At 46.4% G+C, this 26,265-nt stretch carries 19 protein-coding genes; 8 read left to right on the forward strand and 11 right to left on the reverse strand.

Annotated elements, in window-relative coordinates; genetic code table 11:
* Window positions 1-42 precede the first annotated feature (42 nt).
* The gene (locus AC58PV_RS05400; protein ID WP_497431243.1) at window positions 43-972 is read left to right on the forward strand and encodes an AraC family transcriptional regulator; all 930 of its coding nucleotides are present in this window, start codon (window positions 43-45) and stop codon (window positions 970-972) included.
* Window positions 973-1,124: 152 nt separating this feature from the next.
* On the opposite strand, the gene AC58PV_RS05405 is transcribed toward AC58PV_RS05400, so the two are convergent.
* Window positions 1,125-1,895, reverse strand: coding sequence for a DeoR/GlpR family DNA-binding transcription regulator (locus AC58PV_RS05405; RefSeq protein WP_497431244.1), 771 nt, complete (start codon window positions 1,893-1,895; stop codon window positions 1,125-1,127).
* 243 nt (window positions 1,896-2,138) lie between these two features.
* Between AC58PV_RS05405 and AC58PV_RS05410 the strand changes: the two genes are divergently transcribed.
* From AC58PV_RS05410 to AC58PV_RS05420, 3 genes are read left to right on the forward strand one after another with little or no spacing between them, the layout of a single operon-like run.
* Window positions 2,139-3,080: a metallophosphoesterase family protein gene (locus tag AC58PV_RS05410; RefSeq protein WP_497431245.1), complete on the forward strand. Its 942-nt coding sequence runs from the start codon at window positions 2,139-2,141 to the stop codon at window positions 3,078-3,080.
* A 26-nt stretch (window positions 3,081-3,106) separates the two neighbouring features.
* On the forward strand, window positions 3,107-3,970 hold the full coding sequence (locus AC58PV_RS05415) for an EamA family transporter (protein ID WP_497431246.1): 864 nt from the start codon (window positions 3,107-3,109) through the stop codon (window positions 3,968-3,970).
* Between the two features lie 18 nt (window positions 3,971-3,988).
* Complete coding sequence (locus tag AC58PV_RS05420) at window positions 3,989-4,822, forward strand: alkaline phosphatase family protein (RefSeq protein WP_497431247.1); 834 nt, start codon at window positions 3,989-3,991, stop codon at window positions 4,820-4,822.
* 70 nt (window positions 4,823-4,892) lie between these two features.
* On the opposite strand, the gene AC58PV_RS05425 is transcribed toward AC58PV_RS05420, so the two are convergent.
* The 8 genes from AC58PV_RS05425 to AC58PV_RS05460 form a co-directional block, all read right to left on the reverse strand.
* On the reverse strand, window positions 4,893-6,326 hold the full coding sequence (locus AC58PV_RS05425) for an alpha-L-fucosidase (protein ID WP_497431248.1): 1,434 nt from the start codon (window positions 6,324-6,326) through the stop codon (window positions 4,893-4,895).
* Window positions 6,327-6,367: 41 nt separating this feature from the next.
* Complete coding sequence (locus tag AC58PV_RS05430) at window positions 6,368-7,549, reverse strand: metallophosphoesterase family protein (RefSeq protein WP_497431249.1); 1,182 nt, start codon at window positions 7,547-7,549, stop codon at window positions 6,368-6,370.
* Between the two features lie 12 nt (window positions 7,550-7,561).
* Window positions 7,562-7,966 carry a glycoside hydrolase family 95-like protein gene (locus AC58PV_RS05435; protein ID WP_497431250.1) on the reverse strand — a complete coding sequence of 135 codons (405 nt, stop codon included), beginning with the start codon at window positions 7,964-7,966 and terminating at the stop codon, window positions 7,562-7,564.
* 81 nt (window positions 7,967-8,047) lie between these two features.
* Window positions 8,048-9,595, reverse strand: coding sequence for a type 2 periplasmic-binding domain-containing protein (locus tag AC58PV_RS05440; RefSeq protein ID WP_497431251.1), 1,548 nt, complete (start codon window positions 9,593-9,595; stop codon window positions 8,048-8,050).
* 95 nt (window positions 9,596-9,690) lie between these two features.
* Complete coding sequence (locus AC58PV_RS05445; RefSeq protein WP_497431252.1) at window positions 9,691-10,569, reverse strand: carbohydrate ABC transporter permease; 879 nt, start codon at window positions 10,567-10,569, stop codon at window positions 9,691-9,693.
* 1 nt (window position 10,570) lies between these two features.
* On the reverse strand, window positions 10,571-11,563 hold the full coding sequence (locus tag AC58PV_RS05450) for an ABC transporter permease (protein WP_497431253.1): 993 nt from the start codon (window positions 11,561-11,563) through the stop codon (window positions 10,571-10,573).
* 202 nt (window positions 11,564-11,765) lie between these two features.
* Window positions 11,766-14,063 (reverse strand): AraC family transcriptional regulator, encoded by a 2,298-nt coding sequence (locus AC58PV_RS05455; RefSeq protein ID WP_497431254.1) that lies wholly within the window; start codon window positions 14,061-14,063, stop codon window positions 11,766-11,768.
* Between the two features lie 146 nt (window positions 14,064-14,209).
* Window positions 14,210-17,899, reverse strand: coding sequence for a polysaccharide lyase family 8 super-sandwich domain-containing protein (locus AC58PV_RS05460; RefSeq protein ID WP_497431255.1), 3,690 nt, complete (start codon window positions 17,897-17,899; stop codon window positions 14,210-14,212).
* 374 nt (window positions 17,900-18,273) lie between these two features.
* Here AC58PV_RS05460 and AC58PV_RS05465 point away from each other — a divergent pair, with 374 nt between their 5' ends.
* From AC58PV_RS05465 to AC58PV_RS05475, 3 genes are all read left to right on the forward strand, one after another.
* On the forward strand, window positions 18,274-18,864 hold the full coding sequence (locus AC58PV_RS05465) for a TetR/AcrR family transcriptional regulator (protein WP_497431256.1): 591 nt from the start codon (window positions 18,274-18,276) through the stop codon (window positions 18,862-18,864).
* A 64-nt stretch (window positions 18,865-18,928) separates the two neighbouring features.
* Window positions 18,929-20,329 (forward strand): MFS transporter, encoded by a 1,401-nt coding sequence (locus tag AC58PV_RS05470; protein ID WP_497431257.1) that lies wholly within the window; start codon window positions 18,929-18,931, stop codon window positions 20,327-20,329.
* A gap of 103 nt (window positions 20,330-20,432) precedes the next feature.
* Entirely contained in the window at window positions 20,433-23,588 is a 3,156-nt protein-coding gene (locus AC58PV_RS05475; RefSeq protein ID WP_497431258.1) for a S8 family peptidase, read from the forward strand.
* Window positions 23,589-23,670: 82 nt separating this feature from the next.
* Here AC58PV_RS05475 and AC58PV_RS05480 read toward each other — a convergent pair whose 3' ends face one another.
* Window positions 23,671-24,522 carry an ABC transporter permease gene (locus AC58PV_RS05480; RefSeq protein ID WP_497431259.1) on the reverse strand — a complete coding sequence of 284 codons (852 nt, stop codon included), beginning with the start codon at window positions 24,520-24,522 and terminating at the stop codon, window positions 23,671-23,673.
* 30 nt (window positions 24,523-24,552) lie between these two features.
* Window positions 24,553-25,323: an ABC transporter ATP-binding protein gene (locus tag AC58PV_RS05485; RefSeq protein WP_497431260.1), complete on the reverse strand. Its 771-nt coding sequence runs from the start codon at window positions 25,321-25,323 to the stop codon at window positions 24,553-24,555.
* Window positions 25,324-25,623: 300 nt separating this feature from the next.
* Between AC58PV_RS05485 and AC58PV_RS05490 the strand changes: the two genes are divergently transcribed.
* The gene (locus AC58PV_RS05490) at window positions 25,624-26,226 is read left to right on the forward strand and encodes a TetR/AcrR family transcriptional regulator (RefSeq protein ID WP_497431261.1); all 603 of its coding nucleotides are present in this window, start codon (window positions 25,624-25,626) and stop codon (window positions 26,224-26,226) included.
* The last annotated feature ends 39 nt before the right edge of the window (window positions 26,227-26,265 follow it).

Genomic DNA, 26,265 nt, shown 5'->3' on the forward strand with positions numbered 1-26,265 from the left:
TGATATACGTGAATGGAATAGCAGTAACTGGAGGCAATCAACGTGGAGGATTTGTATAGGGATATTTACCGTTTTCCAAATATGATTCAGACCCTGCAAGTGGTAGGTTGCCACTTTGGACTGCAGCCCCCAGGGTGGGCCTATCCGAGGCATCATCACCATTTATTTGAGCTGTTGTACTGCTCGGAGGGCGAAGTTCAGCATGAAATTAACCGTCATTCGATAACCATGTTCGCTGGCGACTGGCTGCTTATTAAATCTGGTGTCCGACATCAATCCGCTAACCGGTCAGCTCTTCATTATGGCTATTTCAATGTCCACTTCGATCTCGACGATACGGAAATTCGCAGTCTGTTAGCAGCAACACCCTACCGGCTGATCCGTCAAAAAGAAGCCTCTACTAGCAAGCTTCTCAGCTACGTTGGTGAATTAGAAGCGGTTGTGGCGCGCAATCGTCTGTTAGAACAAGACACTGAGCAGGCTGACTCGCCGCAGCTGTTATTCGAGGACAAGCTGCTGCTGCAGTCCTACACGCTGCTTATCATTCACGACGTGCTCGCACTGCTTCGCGCCCAGAAGAGCGCTGGCCTAAGGCCAACGCGTGATCATACGAATGCAGCGAACCGCGATGCCTCGTTGTTCTCAACTGACGTCGCCCATGCGATCGAGGAGAAGCTATCGCTTGGTCTCGGCGAGGATGCCTCCGTCGCAGGCATCGCCAAAGAGATGAACATGAGCCGCAGCCAGTGCAGCAAGCTGTTCTCCAAGGTGTACGGTCTATCACCGCGCCAGTATGTCAGCCAGCTGAAGCTGAAACAAGCCAAAGAGCTGCTCGTTACGACCCATCTGTCGATGAATCATATAGCCGACAAGCTCGGCTTTCAGTCTGCCAGCCACTTCTCGCGGCAATTCCGCCGCTGGACGGGCCAGTCGCCGAGCGAGTTCAGGCCCAAGCACTCTACTTTGGAGTAGAGTGCGGGGTTTCGCTGCAATCTCATCTGCAATTCTTTACACAGAAAGGCCAATAAGAGAACAATGCTACCGTCCCCCCAATGGCCTTAATCTATCTTTACTCTTTACTCTTTCACTCTCTACTCTACTCTTCATTCTTCACTCCACCCACATCACTCGCATACCCGCACCTCAATACCAAGCCCCTCAATCGTATCCACCCATTCTTTCGGGCAACCTGTGTCGGTGATCAGCATAGAGATTTCTTCTAACTTGGCGACTCTGGCAAATGTAGACAGGCCGAATTTGCTGTGATCTGCAACGAGAATACACTCTTCCGCTCTTTGCATCATTTTGCGCGAAATCACCGCTTCAGCCAAATGGAAATCAGTAATTCCATCCGTTAACGAGATGCCGCCAGCCGAAATGAACGCTTTGTTTACTTTGAATTGATCAAGCAGCTGATCCACCAGGGTACCTGTCACAGCTCGACATTCTTGGTTTACTTCTCCCCCAGCAAAAATAATACGCCCGCGGAACGTCTCCATGGCTAGGTTGAGAATCGGGATGGAGTTCGTGATTAACGTCACATTCGTCTTGTCGCTCAAAAAAGGGACGATTTCAATCGTCGTTGTCCCATTATCCAGCATGATCGTTTCTCCATCTTGAACGAGGGACGCAGCTAGTTTCCCGATCGCTGCTTTCTCTGGTTTCATCATTTGCACACGGTTCAGAAAAGGGGGCTCGACCATTTCCATGCGCATTTTGACGGCGCCGCCATACACTTTGCGCAGTTTTCCTTCTTTTTCTAAGCGGTCCAAATCCCGACGCACTGTTTCCGTTGAAACGGTAAGCAGTTCAGCCAGGTGATGCACCTGGACTTTCCCTTCCATTTCCAAATGATTCAGTATCGTCATCCTGCGATCTTCATAGGTTAATGACATGATGGCCTCCCAATGACCAATAATTTGTATGTTTATATTGTCGACATGTTGTTGTTTTATGTTGTTTTCACTAGTTTAGATGTTCAAGCTTAGTGTGTCAATCTGCTCAAGCCTCCGCTTACCCCCTGCAAAAATTGCTCGTTGACAGCTAAGCCCAACCCGTTTACAATTGTCAACAAACAACAAGATAATTAAATAAATCAACACGATTCCACAAACCCCATTACATCGGAGGCTATACGTATGTTCAAGCAGCAACCGCTGACTTTTCGTGAGGATCGCACGTTTACGATCACGCAATTTACAGATTTACACTGGATCGATGGCCGAGAGGAAGATCAACAAACGCTCCGTTTAATGGAGGAAATACTCGATGCGGAGCAGCCTGATCTCGTTGTTTTTACAGGTGATGTTATCTATACAGGCCCTGTATCTACAGGAGAAATGCACTGCGAGCAGCCACTCCAAGCTTTTCGTGACGCCGTGCAAGCTGCTGAATCTCGCCAAATTCCATGGGCAGTTGTATTCGGTAATCATGACACCGAAACCCTCATCACAAGACAGGAACTCATGAACAGCGTCCTTACCTATCCTCACACGGTGACACAAGCTGGCCCTGAGGATATTAGCGGCGTTGGCAACTACCGTCTCTCCCTCCATGGGCATGACGGGCAGCCTGCAGCGAGCTTATACTTCTTCGATTCCGGAAGTCGCTCTACTGTTCCTCAGATTTCAGGCTATGACTGGATTCGCCATGACCAAATCAGTTGGTATGCCGAACAGTCCCGCAACGAGCAGCGCGATCTGCCTGCACTCGCTTTTTTTCATATTCCGCTTCCTGAGTACGGGGATGTGTGGGAGCGTGCGACCTGTTATGGGAACAAACACGAAAACGTCTGCTGTGCTCCCGTTAATTCAGGATTGTTCGCTGCTATGGTCGAAATGGGCAATGTCGTTGGAACCTTCTGTGGACATGACCACATCAACGATTACTGGGGCGAGCTGCATGGCATTCGTCTCTGCTACGGCAGAGCAACTGGCTACAACACCTATGGTCAAGAAGGCTTTCACCGTGGTGCCAGAATGATTCGCCTCCGCGAAGGCGAGCGCTCGTTCGAAACATGGCTTCGCCTGGCTGACGGTACTATCATCCGTGATCAATCCGAACATCAACCAACGCGATAACCTCATTTACGTTTGGAGCTGATTACTTGTTAACTGCGTCAATTATGCTCGTTATTGCCTCAGGGCTAGCCCATGCCATCTGGAGCTTGTTTACCAAAAGCAGCCTGAACAAAGGTGTCTTCCTCTGGTCCATCATCATGGTCACCACTGTTATCTTGCTTCCTTTTTTGATCAAAGAGTTATGGTTTACTCCATTGTCTTTGTCAGCATATGGACTACTTGCACTATCCGCCGCTTTACAGGCTGTGTATGCGCTCTTGCTCTCACGCACCTACAATATGGGGGATCTCTCGCAGATCTACCCGATTATGAGAGGTACCAACACTTTATTTATCCCGATTGTCGGTGTCCTGTTTCTACAGGAATCCCTATCACCACTCGGATGGACGGGGCTGCTCTGCATGGTCATTGGCTTCCTGTTACTCAGCGGCATTTTCACAAGTGTACGATCTACTGGACTACCGCCTGTCAAATCCGTTAAGCCCTTCCTCATGGCGCTTAGTGTAGGGCTGTGCACGACTTGCTACGTACTTGTCGATAAGCTGAATCTCGCACATATCTCGCCAGTAGCCCTATTGGAGGTAACGAATATTGGATTCGTCGCAGGGCTCACGCCGCTTGTCATTGCTTCCAAACAACTGCGTAGAGAGTGGCAAATTAACTTCAAAACGATTGCTCTCGGGGCAATTCTCAATCCAGTATCATATTTATTATTTCTCTTCGCCATGAAATTCGCACCTGTCGCCCATATTTCCCCATTGCGTGAAATCGGGACTGTCTTCGCAACCATGCTAGGCATCTTTATTCTCAAAGAGAAGCAAGGCACATTGCGCATTCTTTGCTCTATTCTCATATTAATAGGGATTCTAATTATCAGCTTTTGGGGTTGAAAAAAGGGAGGAACATGCATGAACACTTACAATCGTGTCATTATTATAGGTTGGGATGGCGCCGGCAGCTTTGTCCGTGATGCGCATACCCCGAATTTGGACCGTTTGTTCCAACTAGGCGCTTCTACACTTGAAGCGCACACGGCATCGCCTACGATCAGCGCAGAGTGTTGGGGAACCTTACTGCACGGCGTTGATCCTGTGAAACATGGACTTACGAATACCCGAGCAGAAGTAGAAACTTTCCCTGACGACTCGCCGTATCCGTCTATTTTCCGCATAGCTAGAGAAGCATTTCCACTGGCTAAGCTAGCAGCATTCAGCGCCTGGAAGCCTATTAACGATGGGATTATTGAGCCTTCAATCGGTGTCCATACCGTTTCAATGCCTGATGATGAACTAGCCCAAGCTATAGCTGCCTACATACAGGAGAACCCCGATTTCAAGCTGCTCTATGTGCAACTGGATCTCCCCGACGCTGCTGGTCATAAGTTTGGGTATAACATGCCGGAACAGCATCGTGTCATTGAGGAGTCAGACCAGCACACTGGCATTATTCTAGAAGCACTTCAACAGGCTGATCTGTTAAAAGATAGCCTCATCATCGCCGTCACCGATCACGGCGGTGGTGGTGAGAACGCTTATAATCATGGCAGTGATCATCCGCTAGACAAAACCATTTTTTGGAGCTGCACAGGCCCTGGCATCGCACCTGGTACGAAACTCGACAATGTCCACATTGTGGACACAGCAACCGTTGTCGCGCACGCACTCGGACTAGAAGCCCCTGCTTCTTGGGAGGGTAAACTGCCAGAGGGGTTATTTCCTAAAAGGGTATCTCCCAATTCGTAATCGCCTCAACTCAACGATAAATAAGCCCGACTTTGTCCACAATGGGCATGTCGGGCTTTATTTCATCTATTTACTTTTCTTGCCCACTACAATACACACCGAAGCTGCTTAAAGTAGGATTGATACGTGATTCGGTCACTCTCAGTTGAATGTATCTTGCCTTCGTCTGTTGGAAGCTGCAAATCTTCTTGTACCCCACCACGGTGCCTGCATACAAATTCACCCACGCATCACCTCGCTTGTAGGCTAACTGGAAGCGTTCAATCCGTTGCCCCAATTGGATAAATTCCTTTAATACGACACGGTCAAACGACATCTCCTTGCCCAGATCAATCACAAGCTCGGCTTGCTCAGTCCCTACTGGAGGACACCAATACGTATCGGACTGGCCATCCGTTAGATTCCCCGCATGAACATCACTATCCCTAGTGTGAGAAGCCCAGACGTTCGCTCCTTCAGCTAGATCCTGTCCGTACGTATCACGGAGCCATTGCCCCAATTCGCGCAAATGCCGTGCATCTGTCTCGTGAATGAGTCCACGTTGGTCCGGTGGAATGTTCAGCAGTAGTGCGCTGTTACCACCAACTGTACTCTCGTACAGATCAATCAGTTCCTCGACCGTTTTCACTTTATCATCATCACCGGGATCATAGAACCACTCGGGTCTAATGGAGACATCCACCTCGGCTGGATACCAAATCATACGATTGGCTTCTGCCAATATAGATCGGCTCCCCAAATCTTCTGTATCCGCATTGATTTTTTGGGAGAAGGCACCATCATCCTCTTGTTGCGATTCAGCTTGAATTTCCTCGACACTCCTTCGCTCCGCAGGTACTACACTCCATTCCGATTCGCGTGTGTGACCCGCTTCATTGCCGCACCACCGAACATCGGGTCCGCAAATATTAATGACGGCGTTCGGCTGCAGTTCGCGAATAATGCGATAGGAAGCTTCCCAATCATAGACCTGCATTTTACCATTCGGTCCCTCACCGCAAGCCCCATCAAACCAAACGCAAAAAATCTCACCATACTGCGTAAGAAGCTCTCGCAATTGATTTTGGAAATAGGCATTATACACGGGTGAATCCCCGTAACTAGGCTCATGCCGATCCCATGGTGACAGATATACGCCAAACTTCAATCCCTGTTCACGGCAAGCTTCAGCTACATCTCGTACAACATCGCCTTGCCCCTCCTTCCATGAACAGTATTTAACCGAATGGTTTGTATATTCACTCGGCCACAGACAAAACCCATCGTGATGCTTACAGGTCAGAATAACCCCCGTCATGCCAGCTAAACGGCAGGACTCGACCCATTGTGCTGCATCATAGGCTGTCGGATGAAACAACTGAGGATCCTCGTCACCTAATCCCCATTGTCTCCCCGTGAATGTATTCATTCCAAAATGTATAAATCCATAAAACTCCATCTCTTGCCAAGCCAATTGGCGTGGAGAAGGAACGACTTGTACCGCTTCTTCAATGGAAACTGCCATCTCTATCTTGCTCCTCACACGTAGTTATGTTCTTCTTCCGCTTATTTCGCTTCTGCCACTACTTCGAAAGGCAACCGAGTGAGTTCCGTATTCAGCGTTTCACCCAAATAAATCATATCGTAACTCCCCACTGGAAGCTCTAAGTCACTGAAAACTAACTTGCCATCCGGCTGGTCGAACATTTTGGTCTGCAGAGAGACTATAGGCGTTATGCGTTCTGTCTCACTCGGTTGAGCCCCTCTGAGATATATGCCAAAGGCATCTTCTCTGAGCGAACCGACATAAGTAACCTCAACAGGTTCATGGGGCTGAAAGACTGATTTGCCCATCTGCATGGCAGGATGACGAAGTGTACTATCCGGATCTACCGTCAGATCCACCATTGGTATACTCACTGGCAGTTGTACCGTATATTCCGCATGGGCAACCCACGATGTCGAGGCAAAATCCCTTCCTTTTACAATAACCCTATCCTCATACACTTCTACGAAAAAGCCTTGTGAGCCCTCTTTCAAGACGTCGTCATCTGTCCATAAATAAGCAACAGAAGCCGCATTAAACAGGGTCGCATACTTCCTGTTGTACATCGTATCCTTTGCGCCAAGCTCCCAGTGCGTGTGACCGGTAAAAACAATCGATTGCGGGTGCTCAGCTAGAATCTGTTTTAATTCCGCGTCCTGCCTGATCCCATTCCAACCAAACTCGCTTTGGGAACCTGCAACCGTATTCAATAGAGGTTCATGTACGAAAATAAAAGCTGGCTTCTCTGTCTCTTCGTGCTCCGACAACTTCTGATCCAACCACTTGAGCTGAACATCTGATAGATATGCGCAGTCTTTCAAGCCAATTTCTGTACCAAGGAATATAAAATGATACCCTTCTAACCACAAATCATAGTAAGCATGGTGAATCCCCGTATGTTCTGCAAATAACGACATCTGCCCCTCAAGATCTTTCCAACGTACATCATGATTGCCGTAAGTAAAATGAATGGGCGGCAGCCCTTCTCTGTTAGCTCTCCAGATTTGTTCCATGATTTCGAATTCCGCTCGTTCCCCATTGTCTGTGATATCACCGACATGCATGATCCCATGACAATTCGGAGCAGTTGCCAAGATATCCTTGAGTGCCCGATCCCAATTCTGGGCTTCAGTCCCTTCTAAAGTCGCTGTAATATGGGTATCTGTCAAAACGACGAACGTGAGAATTGGTTTCTTCACCATTTCGTTCTCTCCTTACTTCGATGTAGAAGGAATTGATAAATCGATGTTTGCGTGTCGCGCCAAATAGCTAGTGCCCGACTCAGCACGGAAGGAATAAACCGAACCATCTATAGTGTTCACCACTAGCCCCTCCTCTTCCTTCATCATGATCTCAAGGGGCGACTCGCTGCGGATTGTACATAAGCCATCCTGTGTGGCATGCAGCACCGCTTCTTTCAACCGTCCATTTTGCCACCCAATCTCAACCTCGAAGCCGCCCCGCGCGCGCAGACCACTTACTCTGCCGTTACTCCATACGTTCGGTAAGGCTGGCAGAAGCAAGATTTGGTCTTGAGCTGCCCATAAGCAAGTAGCGGCCATATTGAAAGAATAGCGAAAGCGGGCTTCCGATACCACAATTTCAACTCTTGCGCACACATCAAGATCACCCTTCTTCTTTCTAAAAGAAACCCGACCACGCCATTCCTAGGCACGATCGGGTCCTTCTATTCATCAGATTTATTTGGATTTCTCTTTGTAGAAATCGTTCGTTTCTTTGATATGCTGTTGGAACGTTGTATCATCTTTAAACTGTTTTACCATTTTATCCCAATCTTCAAGTGAATTTTTACCAACAATGACATTGACCATCATATCGTTCACCTTTTTATCCCAGTCTGCTCCTTTTTCCTTATATGGCGCGGACTTCATCAACCCGTAAGTTGGATCTGGAATGGAGGAAATCGTATCAATGACTTTTGCATTTGCTTGGTAAATTTCGTTTGGCATACCTGCTGTCTTAGCTCTTGAATACTTATCAAAGTACCCCGTTACCCACTGGCCTGTCGTATCGCCTGAATATCCTTTTTTCTTGCCTTCTTCGGTTTGTTCTACGCTTCCGTCAGCTTTGACTGTGAAGTCCACATCTTTGATGCCGTAAGTGGCCAAATTATAGCCCTCAATAGTAGCCGTGTAATCGTAAACTTCTAGAATCTTCTTCAATTTCGCCTCATCAACGGATTTCTTATTGATTAGGAATTGTCCGTAGTAACCACTTGCTTGCTCATAATACAATTTGCCATCTGGTGCTTTTGGTATTTCAGCAGCAATGAGGTTGGCTTGCGGATTTACTTTCTGCAACTCCACATTATATTTATATGCATCACTAACATTCGCGAATGCTACCCCTGCTTTACTCTGAACGAGCATATCTTTAATTTGTGCTGCCTTGAGTACAGGGAAATCCGGAAGAATACCGCCTGCTTTATAGGATTTATTCCAGAAAGCAAGCGCATCTTTGGCTTGTGGTGTATACCAATACGGAATCAGACTGCCGTTCTCATCTTTCCACTTCGTGCCTGTACCGAACATGGATAGGATCGTGCTCGAAGGTCCATTTGCTCCTGGAAGAGCAGCCCCATACGTATCTGCTTTCCCATTGCCGTCTGGATCCTTCTGTGCAAAGGCTTCGAGAACTTTGGACAACTCATCCATCGTTTTCGGCATTTGCAAACCCAGCTTATCCAACCAATCTTTACGAATCAGCATGGACTCGTGGCCATCCAAGGGTCTTACCCGTGGCAAGGTGTACAGTTTACCTTTCAAAGATGCGTTCTTATATACGTTGTCTGGATATTTAGCCAGGTTAGGATAACTTTTAATGTATGGACTTAAATCCCAGAAAGCACCTTGATCAACCGCATTAAGGAATGCAGGCGTATAGTTAAAATCTTCTAGGAATAACACGTCTGGTAAGTCACGTGATGCAAGAAGCGCATTTAATTTCTCTGTAATTTGGGCTGCTGGAATCCAATTTAATTTCAGATTGACATTGAGCTTCTCATTTAACTGTTTCACAGCTTCCAACTCACCTGTAGGTGCTGCAGCGAAAGCAAGCGTTGTAATGGAAATATCGGTTGGTTTGGCAGCGGGTTTAGCTGATGCACCCGTTGTGCTCGCTGCTGAACTTGCTGTCCCTGTTTCATCCGCTTTCCCACAAGCCGCTAGAGAAGCGACTAGACCCGTTGCTGTTAAGAGTACTGCCAATTTTTTGACCATTGGTTTCATGTGAAGACCTCCCGTTTATATGGTTATTATACAATCAGAAACTTTATCCTGCATGTCCAATACTTCCCTGAATCACCCCTCTCGGTATGCTACGCTCATCCTTTCACAGAACCAACCATCATACCCTTAACAAAATATTTCTGTAAGAACGGATATACCATGACGATCGGTAAGGAGGAGATCACAACAGCAGCCATCTTGATAACCTGTGGCGGCACAGTCCGTTCACTTTCCAACATAGCGGCAACCGAAGGATCAGCCATTTGCGTTGCGGAAATGAGCAGCATTTGAAGGAGTACCTGCAACGGACGCAAGCTATCACTATTGATATAAAGTACGCCACTAAAGTACGTGTTCCAATACGCTACAGCGTAGAATAACCCGAAAGCGGCGAGCGCCGAGACAGAAATCGGCAGCATAATACGGAAGAACACCCCAATATCCGAACAACCATCCATTTTGGCTGCTTCCTCAAGTTCATCAGGAATTTCCTGATAAAAGTTTTTCATCAAGAACACGTACCAAGCACTAGTCAATGCCGGCAAAATAAGTGCCCAAATCGAATCCATTAAACCAAGACTATCGACAAGCAAGTAGTTCGGAATCATGCCCGGATTGAACAACATCGTCATCAGAATTGCGACAAGAAAGAATTTCTTCCCTTTTAACCTTTTGCGAGAGAGCACATAGGCTAAGGCGCTAGTCACAATTAGACTCAATAAGGTACCGAACACCGCTAGTATGCCGCTTATCCCCATCGCATGAACGAAAGCATTCGTAGAGAAAATGTATTCATAGGCAGACAAGCTCCATTTCTCAGGAATCAACACTAAGGACTTCGTCAAATATTCAGTTGGATCCGTGAATGAAATGATCACAACATAAATGAAAGGCAGTAAAGTAACAAGACCAATGATCGTTAACACCGTGTAGTTTAGGACATTAAATATTTTAGAACCCATCTGATTTTCCATGTTAGTACAGTCCCTCCTCGCCGAACTTCTTGGCTACACGATTTGCCGTAACAACCAGTATAAGACCTACAACTGATTTGAATAATCCAGCAACTGTTGCATAGCTGAACCGACCTTGTTGAATACCGACGCGGTAGGCATACGTATCAAATACGTCAGCCACCTGCGAGACAGGTCCGCTTGCCATAAGGAAGATTTGCTCAAACCCTACATCCATCACTTGGCCTAAACGTAGAATTAACAAAACGATAATCGTGCTTTTGATACCAGGAATCGTGACATTGCGCATCTGCTGCCATCTTGTTGCCCCATCAATTTGTGCGGCTTCATACAATTCTGAGTTGATCCCAGCCAGTGCGGCAAGGAAGATAATCGTTCCCCAGCCCGCTTCTTTCCAAATGCTTTGAGCCGTTAGCAAGGCCCAGAAATAATTAGGCTCCGTAAGGAATTCAATCTTGTGCCCGCCAAATTCGACGATTAATTGATTAATAACGCCACTGCTTTGACCTAGAATTAAGAAACAAATACCGACGATGATTACCCACGATAGGAAGTGAGGTAAATAGATGACCGTTTGTACAATTTTCTTAAAAGGTAAACTCTTAACCTCATTCAGCAATAAGGACACCACTATGGGAATCGGGAAGAAAAATACGATATTCAGAAGTGAGATCGCCATCGTATTTCGAAACAACATCATGAAATCGGGATTCGTGAAAAACTCATGAAAGTATTTCAAACCCACCCATTCGCTATCCCAGAAACCTAAATAAGGAGAGTAATTTTGAAAAGCAAGCAATAATCCCCATAATGGCACATACTTGAAAATGAGGAAAAATAGTAATCCTGGCGCTGCCAGTAGATATAAATATTTGTCACGCTTGAGCGCAACCTGCCACTCGTGTACCCATGATTTCTTAGCTGTCTTGCTTTCTTCAAGTCCACTAGGGATCACTTTCTGAAACTGTTCCACCTGACTTTGTGACAATGTCATCACCTCTCATTAGTACGTTCGCATCTCGTTGTTTTGCTTGAAACGATCGTACCCGATCCGAAGTCATAGGAACAATGACCAATTCTTATTCATGCTCTGCGGTCAAGACAAAAAAGGAGAAACCCTGTAACTACGGGGTTTCTCCTTTTATTTTCCTCATTTTTTGCATCATCCTGCATCTAGAAAGCGATTATTGGGCATTCTAATTTTCCTCGTCTGACCCACGGAACTGACCTGGCGTCACACCCATATGCTTTTTAAACACGCGAATAAAGTTCTTCATCTGATACCCAACTCGTTCAGCTACTTCTGAAACGGATAAATCCGTCGTACGAAGCAACTCAATCGACTTCTCAATTCTTACCTTGGTCAAATATTCAATAAAGGAGACATCTTTTTTCTTTTTGAAAAGCTTGCTTAAATATTGCGGACTTAGTCCACAAATCTGTGCACATTGATCCAATGACAGATCGAAGTGATAGTTCTCTTCCATATACCGAACCACTTTGGCAATTAACTGCTCATGTTCCTGGTGCTGCTTGCCATGCACATAGGCAACAATCGGCTCTACCAATTGTTCTTTAAACCAGGCATTCAATTCGAATGTCGTATGGATATTCCTGATATGAAGATACGGGTCCTCATTCACTTCGCCAAATAATTGAACCGTATCCAATCCAAGCATGTAGGCTGTCCGAATCGCAGCGGTTAGCAGTCGATAATACGACATTTGAATGAGCTCAGGCTTCTGGATCGCGGCCCCCATGGATTTCGCAAATTCGTCCATCATTCTGACGGCTTCATCACGATCACCTAGTTGCAACGAATTCTCAAAATGCGTCTCGATCTCCAATGGATATCGATAATGCATGTCTACATTCCTTTTACCACTCGTGTGAGCAATGACTTGATTCCCACCAACGATCATACGTGAACGGACTGCGAGCAGCGCCTCCTCATATAGTTCAGGCAGCTCGCTAATTTGCTCGCTCTTGCCACTTAATCCAATCGTCACTTGAAGGCGTAAATAGTCAGATACTAGCAGCCGCAGCCGCTCAGCGAATTGTTTGATGTCGGATTCTTCGTCATCGGATTGCAGCGGATCCCTATACAGCCATACAGCTACCTGATCATTCAGCAGATTAATGCCGATTCCTTCCATTGCATGGGTTTGTAATAGTTCACTCGCAATATTTTTCACGGCAAATACGATTAGCTCACGATCATTCTCTTGAAAACGCACCTTGCCTTCCGACTGCAATTCAAAAGCGATAACCATGACGATACTCTCTTTATGGGCAGGCACGTTATATCTACGCAGCATGGCCGCTAGCTGATCCTCGGAATAATAAAGGAACCGACCCTGCAAGAGTTGCAGCGCAAAAATTTCACGAATCATCGGCAACTGGTCACTCAGCTGCTGCTGCATGTCGTTCGCCGTGCTACTGAGCTCCGCCCAACGCTTGTGCACGAAGCCCACTTCGTCGGTTTCCACTTCATCCGTTTGCCCCTCTTTCACATAAGCGACAAGATTCTGAATGGGACGATACACACGACGTGTGCCCCACAGCGTTATGAGTGCCCCCAATACTAAGCAGATGAGAACAATGATCAGTGTAATTAATTTGATCCCGTTGGACTTCGCATTCAATTGATCGATGGGAACCATGTTAATGTATTGCCATTGATTCAGAGATGACGTAATCGGGGTCACCATATATTCAGTGCCATGGAAGACGAATTGGAACCTCTGTTCGGAACCCTTTTGAGCTACCCGATCAAATAGACCTTGTGGAACCTCAGTCCCACCCATGGAGGTAACGAGCACGCCCTTTTCGTCCAGGATGAACATTTGTTCACCTTGATAGCTTATAAAGCGTTTCATAATATTCTGGAACAGCTCTTCATTAATCCGAATAAACATGAGCCCGATCGGCTGTTTACCCAGCAGTGGCAATTTGGCAATTAACGTAATGCCATTATCGTTGTAGCCAGGTATTAAAGGGTATGGCCCGCTGACCCACCTAAGCTGATCATTGGAGGCAAGCTCTTTCAGAAGCGACTCACGTTCCACGCTGCCCTCAATGCGTCTCCCCCCATAGATCGGAGATATCAAATAGCCTTCATCCGGTATGTACACAGCTACATCGCTAGCTTCTTTATTCCCATTCATGAGCGCAGATAATTCGCGTGAAATCCCGGAGTAGAAACCGGCGTAATTCGTGCTCTTTAATTCCACCAAATTAGAGCTAAAAAAAGTACCCAGCAACATTTGGATGGCATTGTTCTGCAGCCGATCTAACGTAGAATCGATGGTTGAGGATACGTTATTTAGGATCCGAACATTGGATTGATTCACTTCACTTTGTACAGCGGAGGCTGAATATAAGTAACTACCTATCCCAACGACAAGAACAGGAATAATGGCAGCAAACAAGGATAGGGTCACCATATTGCGAAAAATCGTTTTGCCTCGGAAAAAACGCTTCCATACATTCATGAATAATTTGCGCAGAGCAATCACCTCGCTGACTGAATACTGAGCATTCTAATCGGTTCGTCGTATAAAATCAAGTTCCTCGAGAAATAAGGATGACCCGACTTCATCAAAGAGACGAAGTCGGGTTGTATGTGTTTCTGATGATCTTAGCTATCTGATGACTTAATAAAGGCAATAGCGTTTAACAGCTTCTCCGCAAATGCCGCTTCGATCTTTTTACCTGATTGCGCACGAATATGATTTTCTAACGCGTTGAATGCTTGTTGAACTTGTGTCTGATTCATATGCTTTTGAAGAACATCGATCATGACTAGCAAGCTGTTAGTTATGCCTCCGTTGGTAATCCAACCTTGCCCGGAGGCATACCTTACTAATTCGTCCAAGTGACCTACATCCATCACTACTTTTAACGTGTACGCGGATCTGGTTTCGTTCCCCGCTGTATCCCTTGCCGTCACGACTACGGGATGATCGCCAATTGACAGACTTAAAGGACTGAACGTGTAGGGGAGGCTTACTGTTTGGCCATTCAGCTCTACCGACTGGGCTGCCACTCCGCTTTCAGAATCCGAAATGTCGAAATTCAAGCTGCCGCCCGTTGTCCAATAGACAGCCATCGATACGGTTGGCGTGATAACGGGTGCTGTCGTATCCTTCTTGAACGTTACGACGTGCGTTTTGCCTACGGAACCTGCTACGTTGATCTGCAGTTTTAACGTCGGCAACGTTTGGACAATCGTAATCGTATCATCACTGCGTACAAGCGATAATGCCGCCTTATTCAATTCAAGCGTAATCGTGCTTTGCTTCTGGGTGGGATCGGATACGGCAATGGTTAATTCGGATTGGGATTCCTTCACCATGACGGAAGAAGGATTGTGCGCGGTGATGAAATCAGCTGTCCCCGGATTCCAGAAATTCGCAGCCGTAATACCGAGCTTCTTCTCCCTAACCGCATGGACATCCGCTGTATTGCTTAGTACTTGAACATCCGGTGATTGGCTGTAAAGCTCCGTAGCCACGGTGTCTTTATGTGGCAATAATACATAGGAATATGCAACATTGGAAGGCGTTGCCCCGTGTTCAAAAGCCAGACTCATGTAATTCCGCGTGATTGGCGTCGCCGATTGGCCGCCGTTAATGTCGCTCCATTTGCCTGTTCTAGCCTCACGCAGCCCATACACGTTTGTCGCCTCTGGGAAATAATAACCGATGTCCGTTCCCGGCATATTTCCAGCCAGATGAGCCCACTTGACGTTCGCCATGTTTTCCGACCAACCGAGTTGGCTCGGTTTGACAGCGCCATTCACGGTGAGCACATTATTACCCGCATCACTCAGCTTACGATTATCGATAATCGTTTCTACAGGCTGCGGTCCCGCGTTACTGCTCGAAATGTCTGCGCCCAATGCGACAATTTCATCATCGAACATAAACCATGATTTTTTGCCTTGCAGGTCGCTTCCGGTCACTTTGCTCAAAGAAAAATCCATCCCGGCCGCGCCGTAAAGCCCGTCGATCGTCGATCCCCCCACCCATTCCTTAGCGTTCATATAGGAGGTCCAATCACCGGGTGTTACACCTTTGCCAGAACCGTTCGTTGTCGTGCCTGGTAGACGGAATGAATCAACCGTTGGCCAGAAATCATTGCGATATTGGCCCAGATCCTGATCGTAAAGGTAGGTCATACCGATTCCCGTATACCAACCTTTTAAATTCTCGGTATTGCCCTTTTCGAACGCAGAGATACGATTGGAGAACATACTAATGCCGAAACCATATCCCTCACGTAGATGGACTACTCGGTCCATACCTGCAAACATCTGGTTCTTAATCAATTCCCCTCTTGGTTGAATCGATGCATCGTTTAAGAGATTTTTCACAAGACTCAAATCATAGACCGATAGACCATCGAAATAATTGGTATACGTCGTATCGGATAGAATCCACGCCTTCGCCATCTGTTTAATGGATAAGGCCTCATCTGCTGAAGCTCCTTCAGCTAAGCGAAGCAAGGTTGTAATCGTTCCCCTGGCACTGCCTGCAGTTTGCCTAGACATGCCTCTGCCATTGACCATATCCATATAGAGACCTTTGTAGATGACCGGCTCAAACGTATCTGACACCCATTGGTAGACGTTATTGACATTGGGATCTGTTACGGGCCAAGGGGAGCCCTTCAACAAGAATGTCATATCCGCGGCTCGGCTTAGCCACACGGCTCCGTATCCCGCTGTATAGGCGATATTCGTGTGTTGAACAAGAGAACCATCTCGATACACGCCATCTCCATGATCGGCATAAGCAAATTCCGGACCGATTGCATCGCGTCCTTGTATGATCTTTGCACTATTATTTCCGATCACACCTCGGACCGTAGCAACCAACGCTTTATCCAGCAGATTAGCCCCCGTCATCTTGACTCCTTTGACGCCAAGAACGGAACCTGCCTTCGGATCTGGACAAAATTTATCAATCGGCTTGATGAACTTGGTAATTTGCCCCTGCGTCAATTGCCCATACATAAGCACAATGAGATCATTTAAGGCTTGCGGGACACCGATCTCCCAGTCAAACCAGTTCCCGTAGGGACTCTTGTTTTCGTTGTATCGATTCGTATACATCCATTCCATCGCACTTACGATATCGTCGCGCAGCGCTGTGTTGTGATACAAGGGCGTCCCTTGCATGTTGTAGGCCAATGCCATTGTTTTTAAGCGAGCGTAGGCGGTGCTGATCTGGCTCGAATCGGTTGTGCTCGTCATATCGCTCCAGACATTGGTCCGATTGCTAGCTTTGTTCACGCGATCCCACAATCCTGTGTGAGCTGCATTGGATACACTATCGGCCAATGCCGTGAGGTTAGCAGCCATATCGGGATCAGCAGGATTGAACAGGGCACCGCCAGTTAATTTATCACTCCATTTCTGACGAAGCGCACTGTACGCTGCTGCCATTTCTGCTGTTTCCACGTTGATTGTACATTGGGCTGAAATTGTCCCATCCGGTGTCGCAACGGTAATCGTTGCCATCCCCACCCCTACAGCCGTCACTTTTCCATTGCTATCCACGGTGACTGCATTCGGATTGCTTGATGTCCATATCACAGTTTTATCTACAGCATTCGTCGGAGTGAGTACCGCAGTAAGCGTCGACGTTGTACCCTCAGTCAGGGATATCGCGCTTGGATCCAAAGCTATGCCTGTGACTCCGTTATATTCCTCTAGACTTACTTCATCGAACCACACTTTCCCCATGCCAGTCTCCAGAAAAGGTTCGATGACCAACTTGGTCGCATTCGCTGGGATCGTCATAAAAACTTGCTGCATCGTCCAATCGTTCGTACCTACCAATTTGGAGGTTGAGGGTCCATCTCCAACTTTACTTGCGTTATAAAATTGGGTTCTGAAGTATGCTCCCGTACCCGTCACATTCTCTGTTTTCAACCACATTTTCAATCGATAGGATTTCCCCGCGGTCACTGGTGTTACCGTCTGATTAATCGAGACTCTGCTTGTTGCAAATGCATCTATCAATACGGACTTATTTCCTTCATGGGCTATCGCCGTATCCAGCGTGACATTGACGGTTTTGTTGGGAGCCTTCCCGCTTCCAGTAGGAATCCATAACCCCCAGCCCACGGGTGCATTTACGCTGCTCCAATTCGCATCGGTGGCCGTTGTCGCCTGTTCGAAGCTTCCGTTCGTCATCATATTCACCGCGGCAGCTTCTACCCGATTGGTTGCGCTTTCAAAAAATGGAACAGATGAGGCAGCCACACTCCAAAGCAAATTAGCAGCTAATAGCATGCTCACTTTCTTTTTGACCTTCTTCATGAATTCATCCTCCCGATCACATTCTATCGATCATCATGACTATGGAACAACTTACTTTCCTTATGTAGGTTACGTCTAGTGGCCTTGCACAACTCCGATCGTACCTGACCGCTTCTTCCGTGACAATGACCAATTATTGCTTCGTTTCTAAGGAGTGACACAAAAAAGAGAAGCCCGTTGTTACTGGTTTCTCCGTCGATTCTATGCCCTTTTTTTAACCTACGAGGATCCTTCATATCCATTTATGAGCATTCTCTTCTGCGACGGATACACGGCAGCAAGCCTAATCTGAAATCATCATTGACTATAATGACTAACCGGTTTAAAATAAATGTCAGTGAGTACTGACATTTCGATCGGAAGAGGGATACGCTATGGGCAACAGCAAGATGGGAAGCAGCGATAAACTACTATTAGCAGCACTCCATTTAATCGCGGAAAAGGGATACAACGGGGTAACGACGCTGGAAATCGCCACCGCGGCTGGCCTCAGCGAGAAGACGCTATTTCGCCATTTCGGCACCAAACAGAAACTTCTTGAAGCGGCTTTCGACCGCTATCATTATGCGGAAGAGATGAAGAAGCTGTTCGCCGAGAAGCTCGTCTGGGATCTGGAGAAGGATCTGCTTCTCGTGAGCACGACCTATCATGAGATCATGAATAGGAATCGTAAAATGATTCAAATCTCCCTCAAAGAAGATGAGGGCCAATTGCCCGGCTTTCGCGCTCGTACCCAGAAGCATCCGCAACAGTTGCTTGAGATATTGACCCATTATTTCACTGAAATGGCCGCAAAAGGGAAAATCATCGCAACGAATCCCGAAATGCATGCTTTCACCTTCATTATTATGCATTTCGGAGCCTTCATGAACGATCTAGATAGTCAGAAGAGCTATCCAGGCATTACTTTAGCCCCCTTCGTGCAAGAGAGTATCCAGTTATTTGCTAGGGCTTTACGGCCCTAGTTTTTTTCTCACCTATATGACAGTAAGTACTGACAGTCTTTCCTAGAAAGGAAGTGCCCTTTTTATGACCACCAAAGCACCACTGCAAACCGCTGACAAATTAATGCGCGTGCTCATGTTCACCATGACCTTATCCATGATGAGCGGCGTGATGTTCAACCTAGCCCTCCCCAAAATTAGCACTGAATTTCATCTAACGATTTCTCAGGTAAGCTGGCTTTCTTCCGCTTATATCTTGATATATGCGATCGGCGCAGTCACGTATGGCAAGCTCGCAGATCGTTACAGGTTAAAAGATTTAGTCACCTTCGGTCTCCTTGTGTTTGCGCTAGGCTCAGTTATCGGTTTAACTTCACAAACGTTCGCCATGGCGCTCGTCGGCCGATGCTTGCAAGCTTCTGGCGCCGCAGTCATACCGGCAATGTCGATGATTGTACCCTTACGGTTCTTCCCATTAGAACGACGAGGGGCTGCCCTCGGGATGACAGCTGTCGGTCTAGCCTTCGGTAACGCATTGGGCCCCGTTGTCGCGGCTTTACTTATTAGTACACTTCAATGGCGTTGGCTCTTCGCTGTATCTCTCATCGTACTGGCCGCGCTTCCCTTCTACCGCAAATATCTAGGCAATGAACAGCCAGTAAGTTCAAGCAAGTTCGACTGGATTGGCGGCGGTTTGTTAGGTGTCACCATTGCTTTGCTGCTGCTCAGCGTGACGAATGGCGTCTGGCTTTTACTCAGCGCACTGCTCGTTCTTGGCTTATTCATCGTGCGGATTCGCACCGCAGGCGAGCCATTCATTGCACCGAAGCTATTTCACAATCGGAAATACACGTTCGGGCTTACCCTCTCGTTCCTCATTAGCGGAAGCTGCTGCTCACTCTATGTCCTCAGTCCCTTGCTGTTAACGGATGTTCAGCAGCTGCCTTCCGTCTGGATTGGCTTTGTCTTGGTTCCTGCCGCTGCTGCTTCGGCCCTATTTGGCCGCAGAGGCGGCAAGCTCGCTGATGCCAAAGGCAACGCCTATGTTGCCTACATCGCTTCCAGCTTATTGCTGGCTTGTTTCGTTCTGCTCGCCACGTTTACTGGCAGTTCACCGCTGCTCATTGCCGTATTCCTTGTTCTAGGCAATGTGGGCCAGTCCTTCATCGTCATTGCGGTGAATAATTCGGTTTCTCGCACACTTCCGGCGGATCAGGTCGGCGTAGGTATGGGGATGTTGTCGATGGCCAATTTCATTGGGCAAGGGATCGCCATCGGTTTGTACAGCAAGGCCGTCGATCTCGGATCGGCTTCGATTTCGAGCTGGAATCCACTATTCAGCCAGGGATCTGGCGTTATTTTTAGCAATATCTATGTCGTGTTAGTAGGTTCACAGCTTATCATTCTGGGTCTATATTACATGTCTTTCGGAAGACGACAACGTCGATTAAACGCGACTCAACCTAGTGTTTTATCGAATATTTAGAACTCATCGACATAATTCGACATAAATACACTCTCTCAGCATGTAAAATATGAAATGCATCTGTATTTTCGTATTTATATTACATTTTAGTAGGGGGAAGCAAATGGTTTTGCATAAAAGAAAGTTACTTGTTGTTCTCGTTTCACTCTTTACCGTCTTTAATCTTTCCCTTGGAACTTTGGGCTTCGCTCAGGAGCCGAATGATGGAGCCAATACATCTACAGTGCCTTCCTTCAATGAGAACGACATTGTTCCGGGGAAGGTGCTCGTGAAATACAAACAACCCGGCTCTGACGACATGCAGGCATTGTCCGCGCGCTCCGCTTCTTCATGGACAACGCTTAATTTCAACAACGATCTTGCTGTCTCGGATAAGCTTGCTGAATTGCAGAAAGATCCGAATGTGGAATATGCCGAGCCGGTTTATAAGGTGCATTTGATTGCGACGGATGTAGCACCCCGTACAGCCTCGGTTACTACCACCATCTATTCCGGTGATGAGTCCTACATGCAGCATTGGGGACAAATCGCGGCACATATTGACGAGATGGGGATTTACTCGGATCCCAATAAGAATAAGGAAGTCACGGTAGCTGTCTTGGATACAGGTGTGGATATGACTCACCCAGATCTTCAAAATGCCCTTGTTACGGGACGCAACTTTGTTAACACTCAAATTGCACCCCAAGATGATCATGGCCATGGAACCCATGTATCTGGCATTATAGCCGCACAATCTCAAGGCAGCCTACAAATCGCTGTCGCTCCAGGCGTCAAGATCATGCCACTTAAAGTTCTTGATAATAAAGGCAAGGGAGATACATCCCTTTTAATTGATGCCATTCAATACGCGATCGATAATCATGTTGATCTTATTAATATGAGCTTGGGCTCAAGTGGTAATAGCAAAGCGCTGCACGAGATCATTAAAAAAGCACACGCTCAGCATATTGTGCTTGTCTCCGCTGCTGGGAACGAGAGTAATCATTGGATTAGTACAGAGCCAGGCCAATGGGACATACCTACTGCAAGTGACACCATTCGATATGCTAGATACACTGATTATCCCGCTGCTTATGATGAAGTTATTAGTGTGGGAGCTATCGGACAACTCCCAGATAAAAGCTTTGCGATTGCAGATTTTTCTAATGTAGGGAAGGTAGATGTAGTTGCGCCTGGTGTCAATATTTACAGCACTGCCATGGGTGGCAACTATATGTACATGTCTGGGACGTCTCAAGCGACTCCGTTTGTTACAGGACTTTCCGCTTTATTGAAAGCAACCAATAAAGAATTAGATGAAGAAGATATTCGAAATATTCTTCAAACCTCATCTTCTAAATATCAAAGTAGCCTGCTTTCATTAAAACTAAATGGAACCATAAATAATTCCATTCCCTATACCATTTTTACAAGTGCACATGTTTCCTACTCCGCTGCATATGGTGATGGTTTAATCGATGGAAGTCGAGCTTTTCAAATTCCTAGATTGAAAATAACTCCTACACCTGATGGGGTGAATTATCCAGCGAATCCAAATGTAACTTATGATTTATCCTTATTAGACATCCATAATTCAGTAGTAACCGCTACTTATAATGTTGCACTTGAAGCCAAAGCTTATAATGAGACTTCCTATGATAGGGTTGGTGATGGAAGTTATTCCCTTGGCGCACTTTCATCAGGTCAATTGCAAGATGGTAAAGCCAGATTAACAGCTGCTTTTAACACTAGTAATCCTGTCCATCATATTAATATTCGTGGATTATGGAGTGAGCCTGTTCCAGGAGGCACATATTATCATCACCACTCCAATTCTTATACATTCCTGGGTCTACCGTCTAAACCTGTTGTTAACCTTTCTTCGGGCACCTATGTGGGTGAACAAAATGTGACAATCACATCTCCTTATCAGGAAGGTTCCATCTATGTCGAACTTACTACGAAAGATGAATCCAAATACGCTTATTTCAATTACTCAGGTGTCTCGCTGAAGATAAGCACGAATACTCAGTTAACCGTTGCTACTTTGCATAACAATGTTTTCAGTGAAGATGCTGTCTATCAATATACGATTACAGCACCCCGAGTCGGTGGCGGCGGTGGTGGTGGCGGAGGCGGCGGCGGCAGCTCCCAACAACCTCCATCTCGCAATGCCGATGGAAAAATGGTCTATGAATTCAAACCCGCACGCGTTGATTTATTAATCCTATTAAATAAAGCTTTGTCCGACTTAACCTTGGATGCTACAACGAAGGAAAACGTGGATATCCTTTCTGTCGAGATGGAGGCTGATATTGTTCAAAAAGCTTCGCAAATGAACAGACCGATTGTGATCGCGGCTAATGATATTAACATGCAGATTCCACCGAATGCTTGGCCGATCAAGCTTTCGACTAGTAAAATCCTGTTTACATCGAGCAAATCAACTACAGCCATTCCGAATTTCACATCAGCTTCCGCTATTTATGACTTCTCTGTCACCGAGGATGGGACGAAACTCAGTTCATTCGCTTCACCTGTGAAGGTGTCCATTCCTTATGATACTTCCAAAGTCAAAGATGTCCATAAACTAAGCGTTTATTTCTATGATGAAGCGCAAGGTGCATGGACGCCAATCGGCGGCACGCTCAATTCGAATGGCACCATGACAGCTTCACTTGACCACTTCTCCAAATATGCAGTTCTCGAGAAGCAAAACGATACGACACTTAAGGACATTAAAGATCATTGGGCACAAAAAGAAATTGAGGACTTAGCTGGCCAAGGCATTATCGATGGTATCGATCAAGACTCCTTCCAACCTGATGCAACATTAACAAGAGCACAGTTCGTCACCATCATCGCTAAGGCGTTACAATTACAACAAAGTAGCGATGCTGCCATATTCCAAGACGTATCCGCGGATGCTTGGTACCGCAATTCCGTCTACGCTGCCTATTCTGCGGGCATTATTAGCGGTATGAGCGAGCAAACCTTTGTTCCGGATGCGCCTATAACGCGGGAACAAATGGCCCTCACCATGGTCAATGCCTATTTGCATGCAACAGGTAAAAAGCTTGAAGACATCGTCACCACACAAGAAGTCAAATATGTTGACGAAGGCTCGATTAGTACTTGGGCGAGGTCCTATGTACGAATCGCTTCTGCCTTAGGTCTACTCAGCGGTACAACGGGAGGGCAATTCGCTCCTGCGGATAACGCTTCTAGAGCACAGGCGGCGGTTGTGATTTACCGACTGTTGGACAAAGTACAATAAGTTAAGCACTCTTATATGTAAACGATAATCGCCCTGTCCCTCCATCCATTGGATGAAGAGACAGGGCGATTTGCATAAGTATTTAACCACGGTAACTATCTTGCCACCGAAGGAAGCGACTCTCCAATATACGGACGAGTGAGTCTGAAAGCTTACCCACTGCAGCGAAGATGACAATTCCGAGGAAAACAACCTCTGTTCGCATGAAAGAGCGTGCATCTTGAATAAGGTAACCTACACCAGCATCAGCTCCCATTAATTCAGCGACAACTAGGACCAGCCATGCCACACTGAGCGAGAGTCTCAGACCTAATAGCACATTAGGCAAAGCCGCGGGCAGAATAAGTTTGGTTACCTGTTGAACACGGTTAAATTCCAAGACATGGGCCACATCGAATAACTTGATGTCGACATTCCTCACGCCGAGAAACGTATTCACGTACATCGGAAAGAAGGCACCCATCGAAATGAGCAACACTTTGGACAACTCGCCGAAACCGAACCACAAGATGAATAGTGGTGTAATCGCAAGTAATGGGATTGTCCTGAGCATTTGTACAGTTGGATTCAGATACTCTTCTGCACGTCGGAACATACCGACAAGTAATCCGATGAGGAGTCCACTTCCCCCGCCGATCACAAAGCCCAGAGAAGCACGAACCACACTTATACGCAAATGATGCAGCAATTCTCCGGATGCTAGCATGGAGAAAAATGTTTCTAAGATATACAATGGCGACGGAAACAGCCTCGGATTAATCAACTCAGTGCCGCTTAAGAATTGCCAAGCAATAATGATAATCGCTGGAAGCACAAAGGCTCTCCATATGGCACCACGTGATCTTCTCGCTTTGGCTTTGCGGGGAATCGGAGCTTTTACCTCTGGAAGAGCATTTACCGCAGGTGTCGGTAACGTATTGATAGATTGACTCATTTTCATCACCTTCCATGTTCTCAAATGTAGCTAAATATGCCATTCTTCCTGATCAGGCGCATCATGCTCAAGTAAACCCAACAACTTCCCGCGAAGTTCTTGGAAGGAACGTCCTGAACGTTTGCGAGGATAGGGTAAGTCAATCGTGATATTCGCCTTCACTCTACCTGGTTTCGCATCCATCACGATAACTCGGTTCGATAAGAATAGAGCTTCATCAATATCATGGGTCACGAATACCATCGTCGTTTGATTATTTTGCCAGATCTCAAGCAGCGCATCCTGCATATGCGTTCGAGTGAACGCATCCAAAGCACCAAATGGTTCATCTAGTAGAAGCACCTTTGGTTTCCGTAGCAGCGCTCTAGCTATCGCTACCCGTTGTGACATACCACCGGAAAGCTGTTTGGGATAGGACTTTTCAAAACCTTGCAGTTTGACGAGTTGTATTAATTCATTAACACGTTTGCGAACTTCTGGATCCTTCAGAGATTGTTCTGCTGCTATGTTCTTTTCGACCGTTAACCATGGGAATAATCGATGTTCTTGGAAAATAAAACCCTTATCCCTCGACGGTTTCTCGATACGTTCACCACTAAGTGAAACAATGCCGGCGTAATCTGTATCTAATCCTGCAATAATCTTGAGCAATGTACTTTTTCCGCATCCACTGGGACCAATGATTGTCACGAACTCTCCTTTATGAATTTGCAGGTTAATTTCGTTAAGTACATGCGTGTCGCGTTCTTGCGAATGAAAGGTTTTGTGCAGTGATTCAATGGCTAGAATTGCCGTGGTCATTTCGCTCACATCCTTTGGTCATATAAGCTAATATCAAAAAAAGAGACCAACATAGACAACCTGCTGCTAGTAGCATAGGCTAATCTTGTTGAATCTCTAGTCGTCTAGTCGATTCCATCTATCGTTCATTTCATTCACAATGACTAAGTAGTCAGTCTGTTTGATCGGTATCGTACCATCGCTTCCTCCCTCCTGTCAATATCAAAGTAAATTCATCGGAAATAGGTAGATTATTCTTTCTTTGCTGTGTACAATAAGGGGCATATTATATCAACAATCCACAACCAAGAGGAGGCTCACATGCCAAGGAATATAGAGAAAGATCAGCAGAATCGCGAGGAGCGAACAGCACAGATTTTGAAGGCTGCACAGCACGTACTGGCTAGAAGGGGATTGCTGACGAAGATTCAAGATATCGCAGAAGAAGCCGGGCTTAGCCATGGCCATATTTATAACTATTTTGCATCCAAGGAAGAAATTCTCCTGAAGATTATCGATAATGGGCAGACGCTTTATGAGCATCTCTTGCATGCTACGAACGAGCTTCCTACGAACGCATTAGATAAGTTGCGCATTTTATTGCGCAAATATATTTTGGCTGACCATAGAGCTGAGATTTATCTAGTTATGTTGCAAGCTCAGGCAACCGATCTGCTCCCGCAGGAAGCCATAGAGAACATGCGTGTAAAAGCCAGAAGCAATCTTGCCATCCTCACCACCATCATCGAACAAGGACAGCAGGAAGGTGATATTCGCCTGGAAGACCCGCAACTCTTAACAACGTTGTTCCTAACCCTCATGCAAAATTTATCCTTACTGCCGTTAAGAGGATTCACCGCTTTACAGGATGAGGACATTGAAGTGGCACTGCGAATGATCCGAACAAACCATGTTATAAATTAATGTTGACAAAGGAACTCGGGATTGGTAAGATCTGCTCAT

This window comes from Paenibacillus sp. J22FR83 (assembly GCF_059691955.1).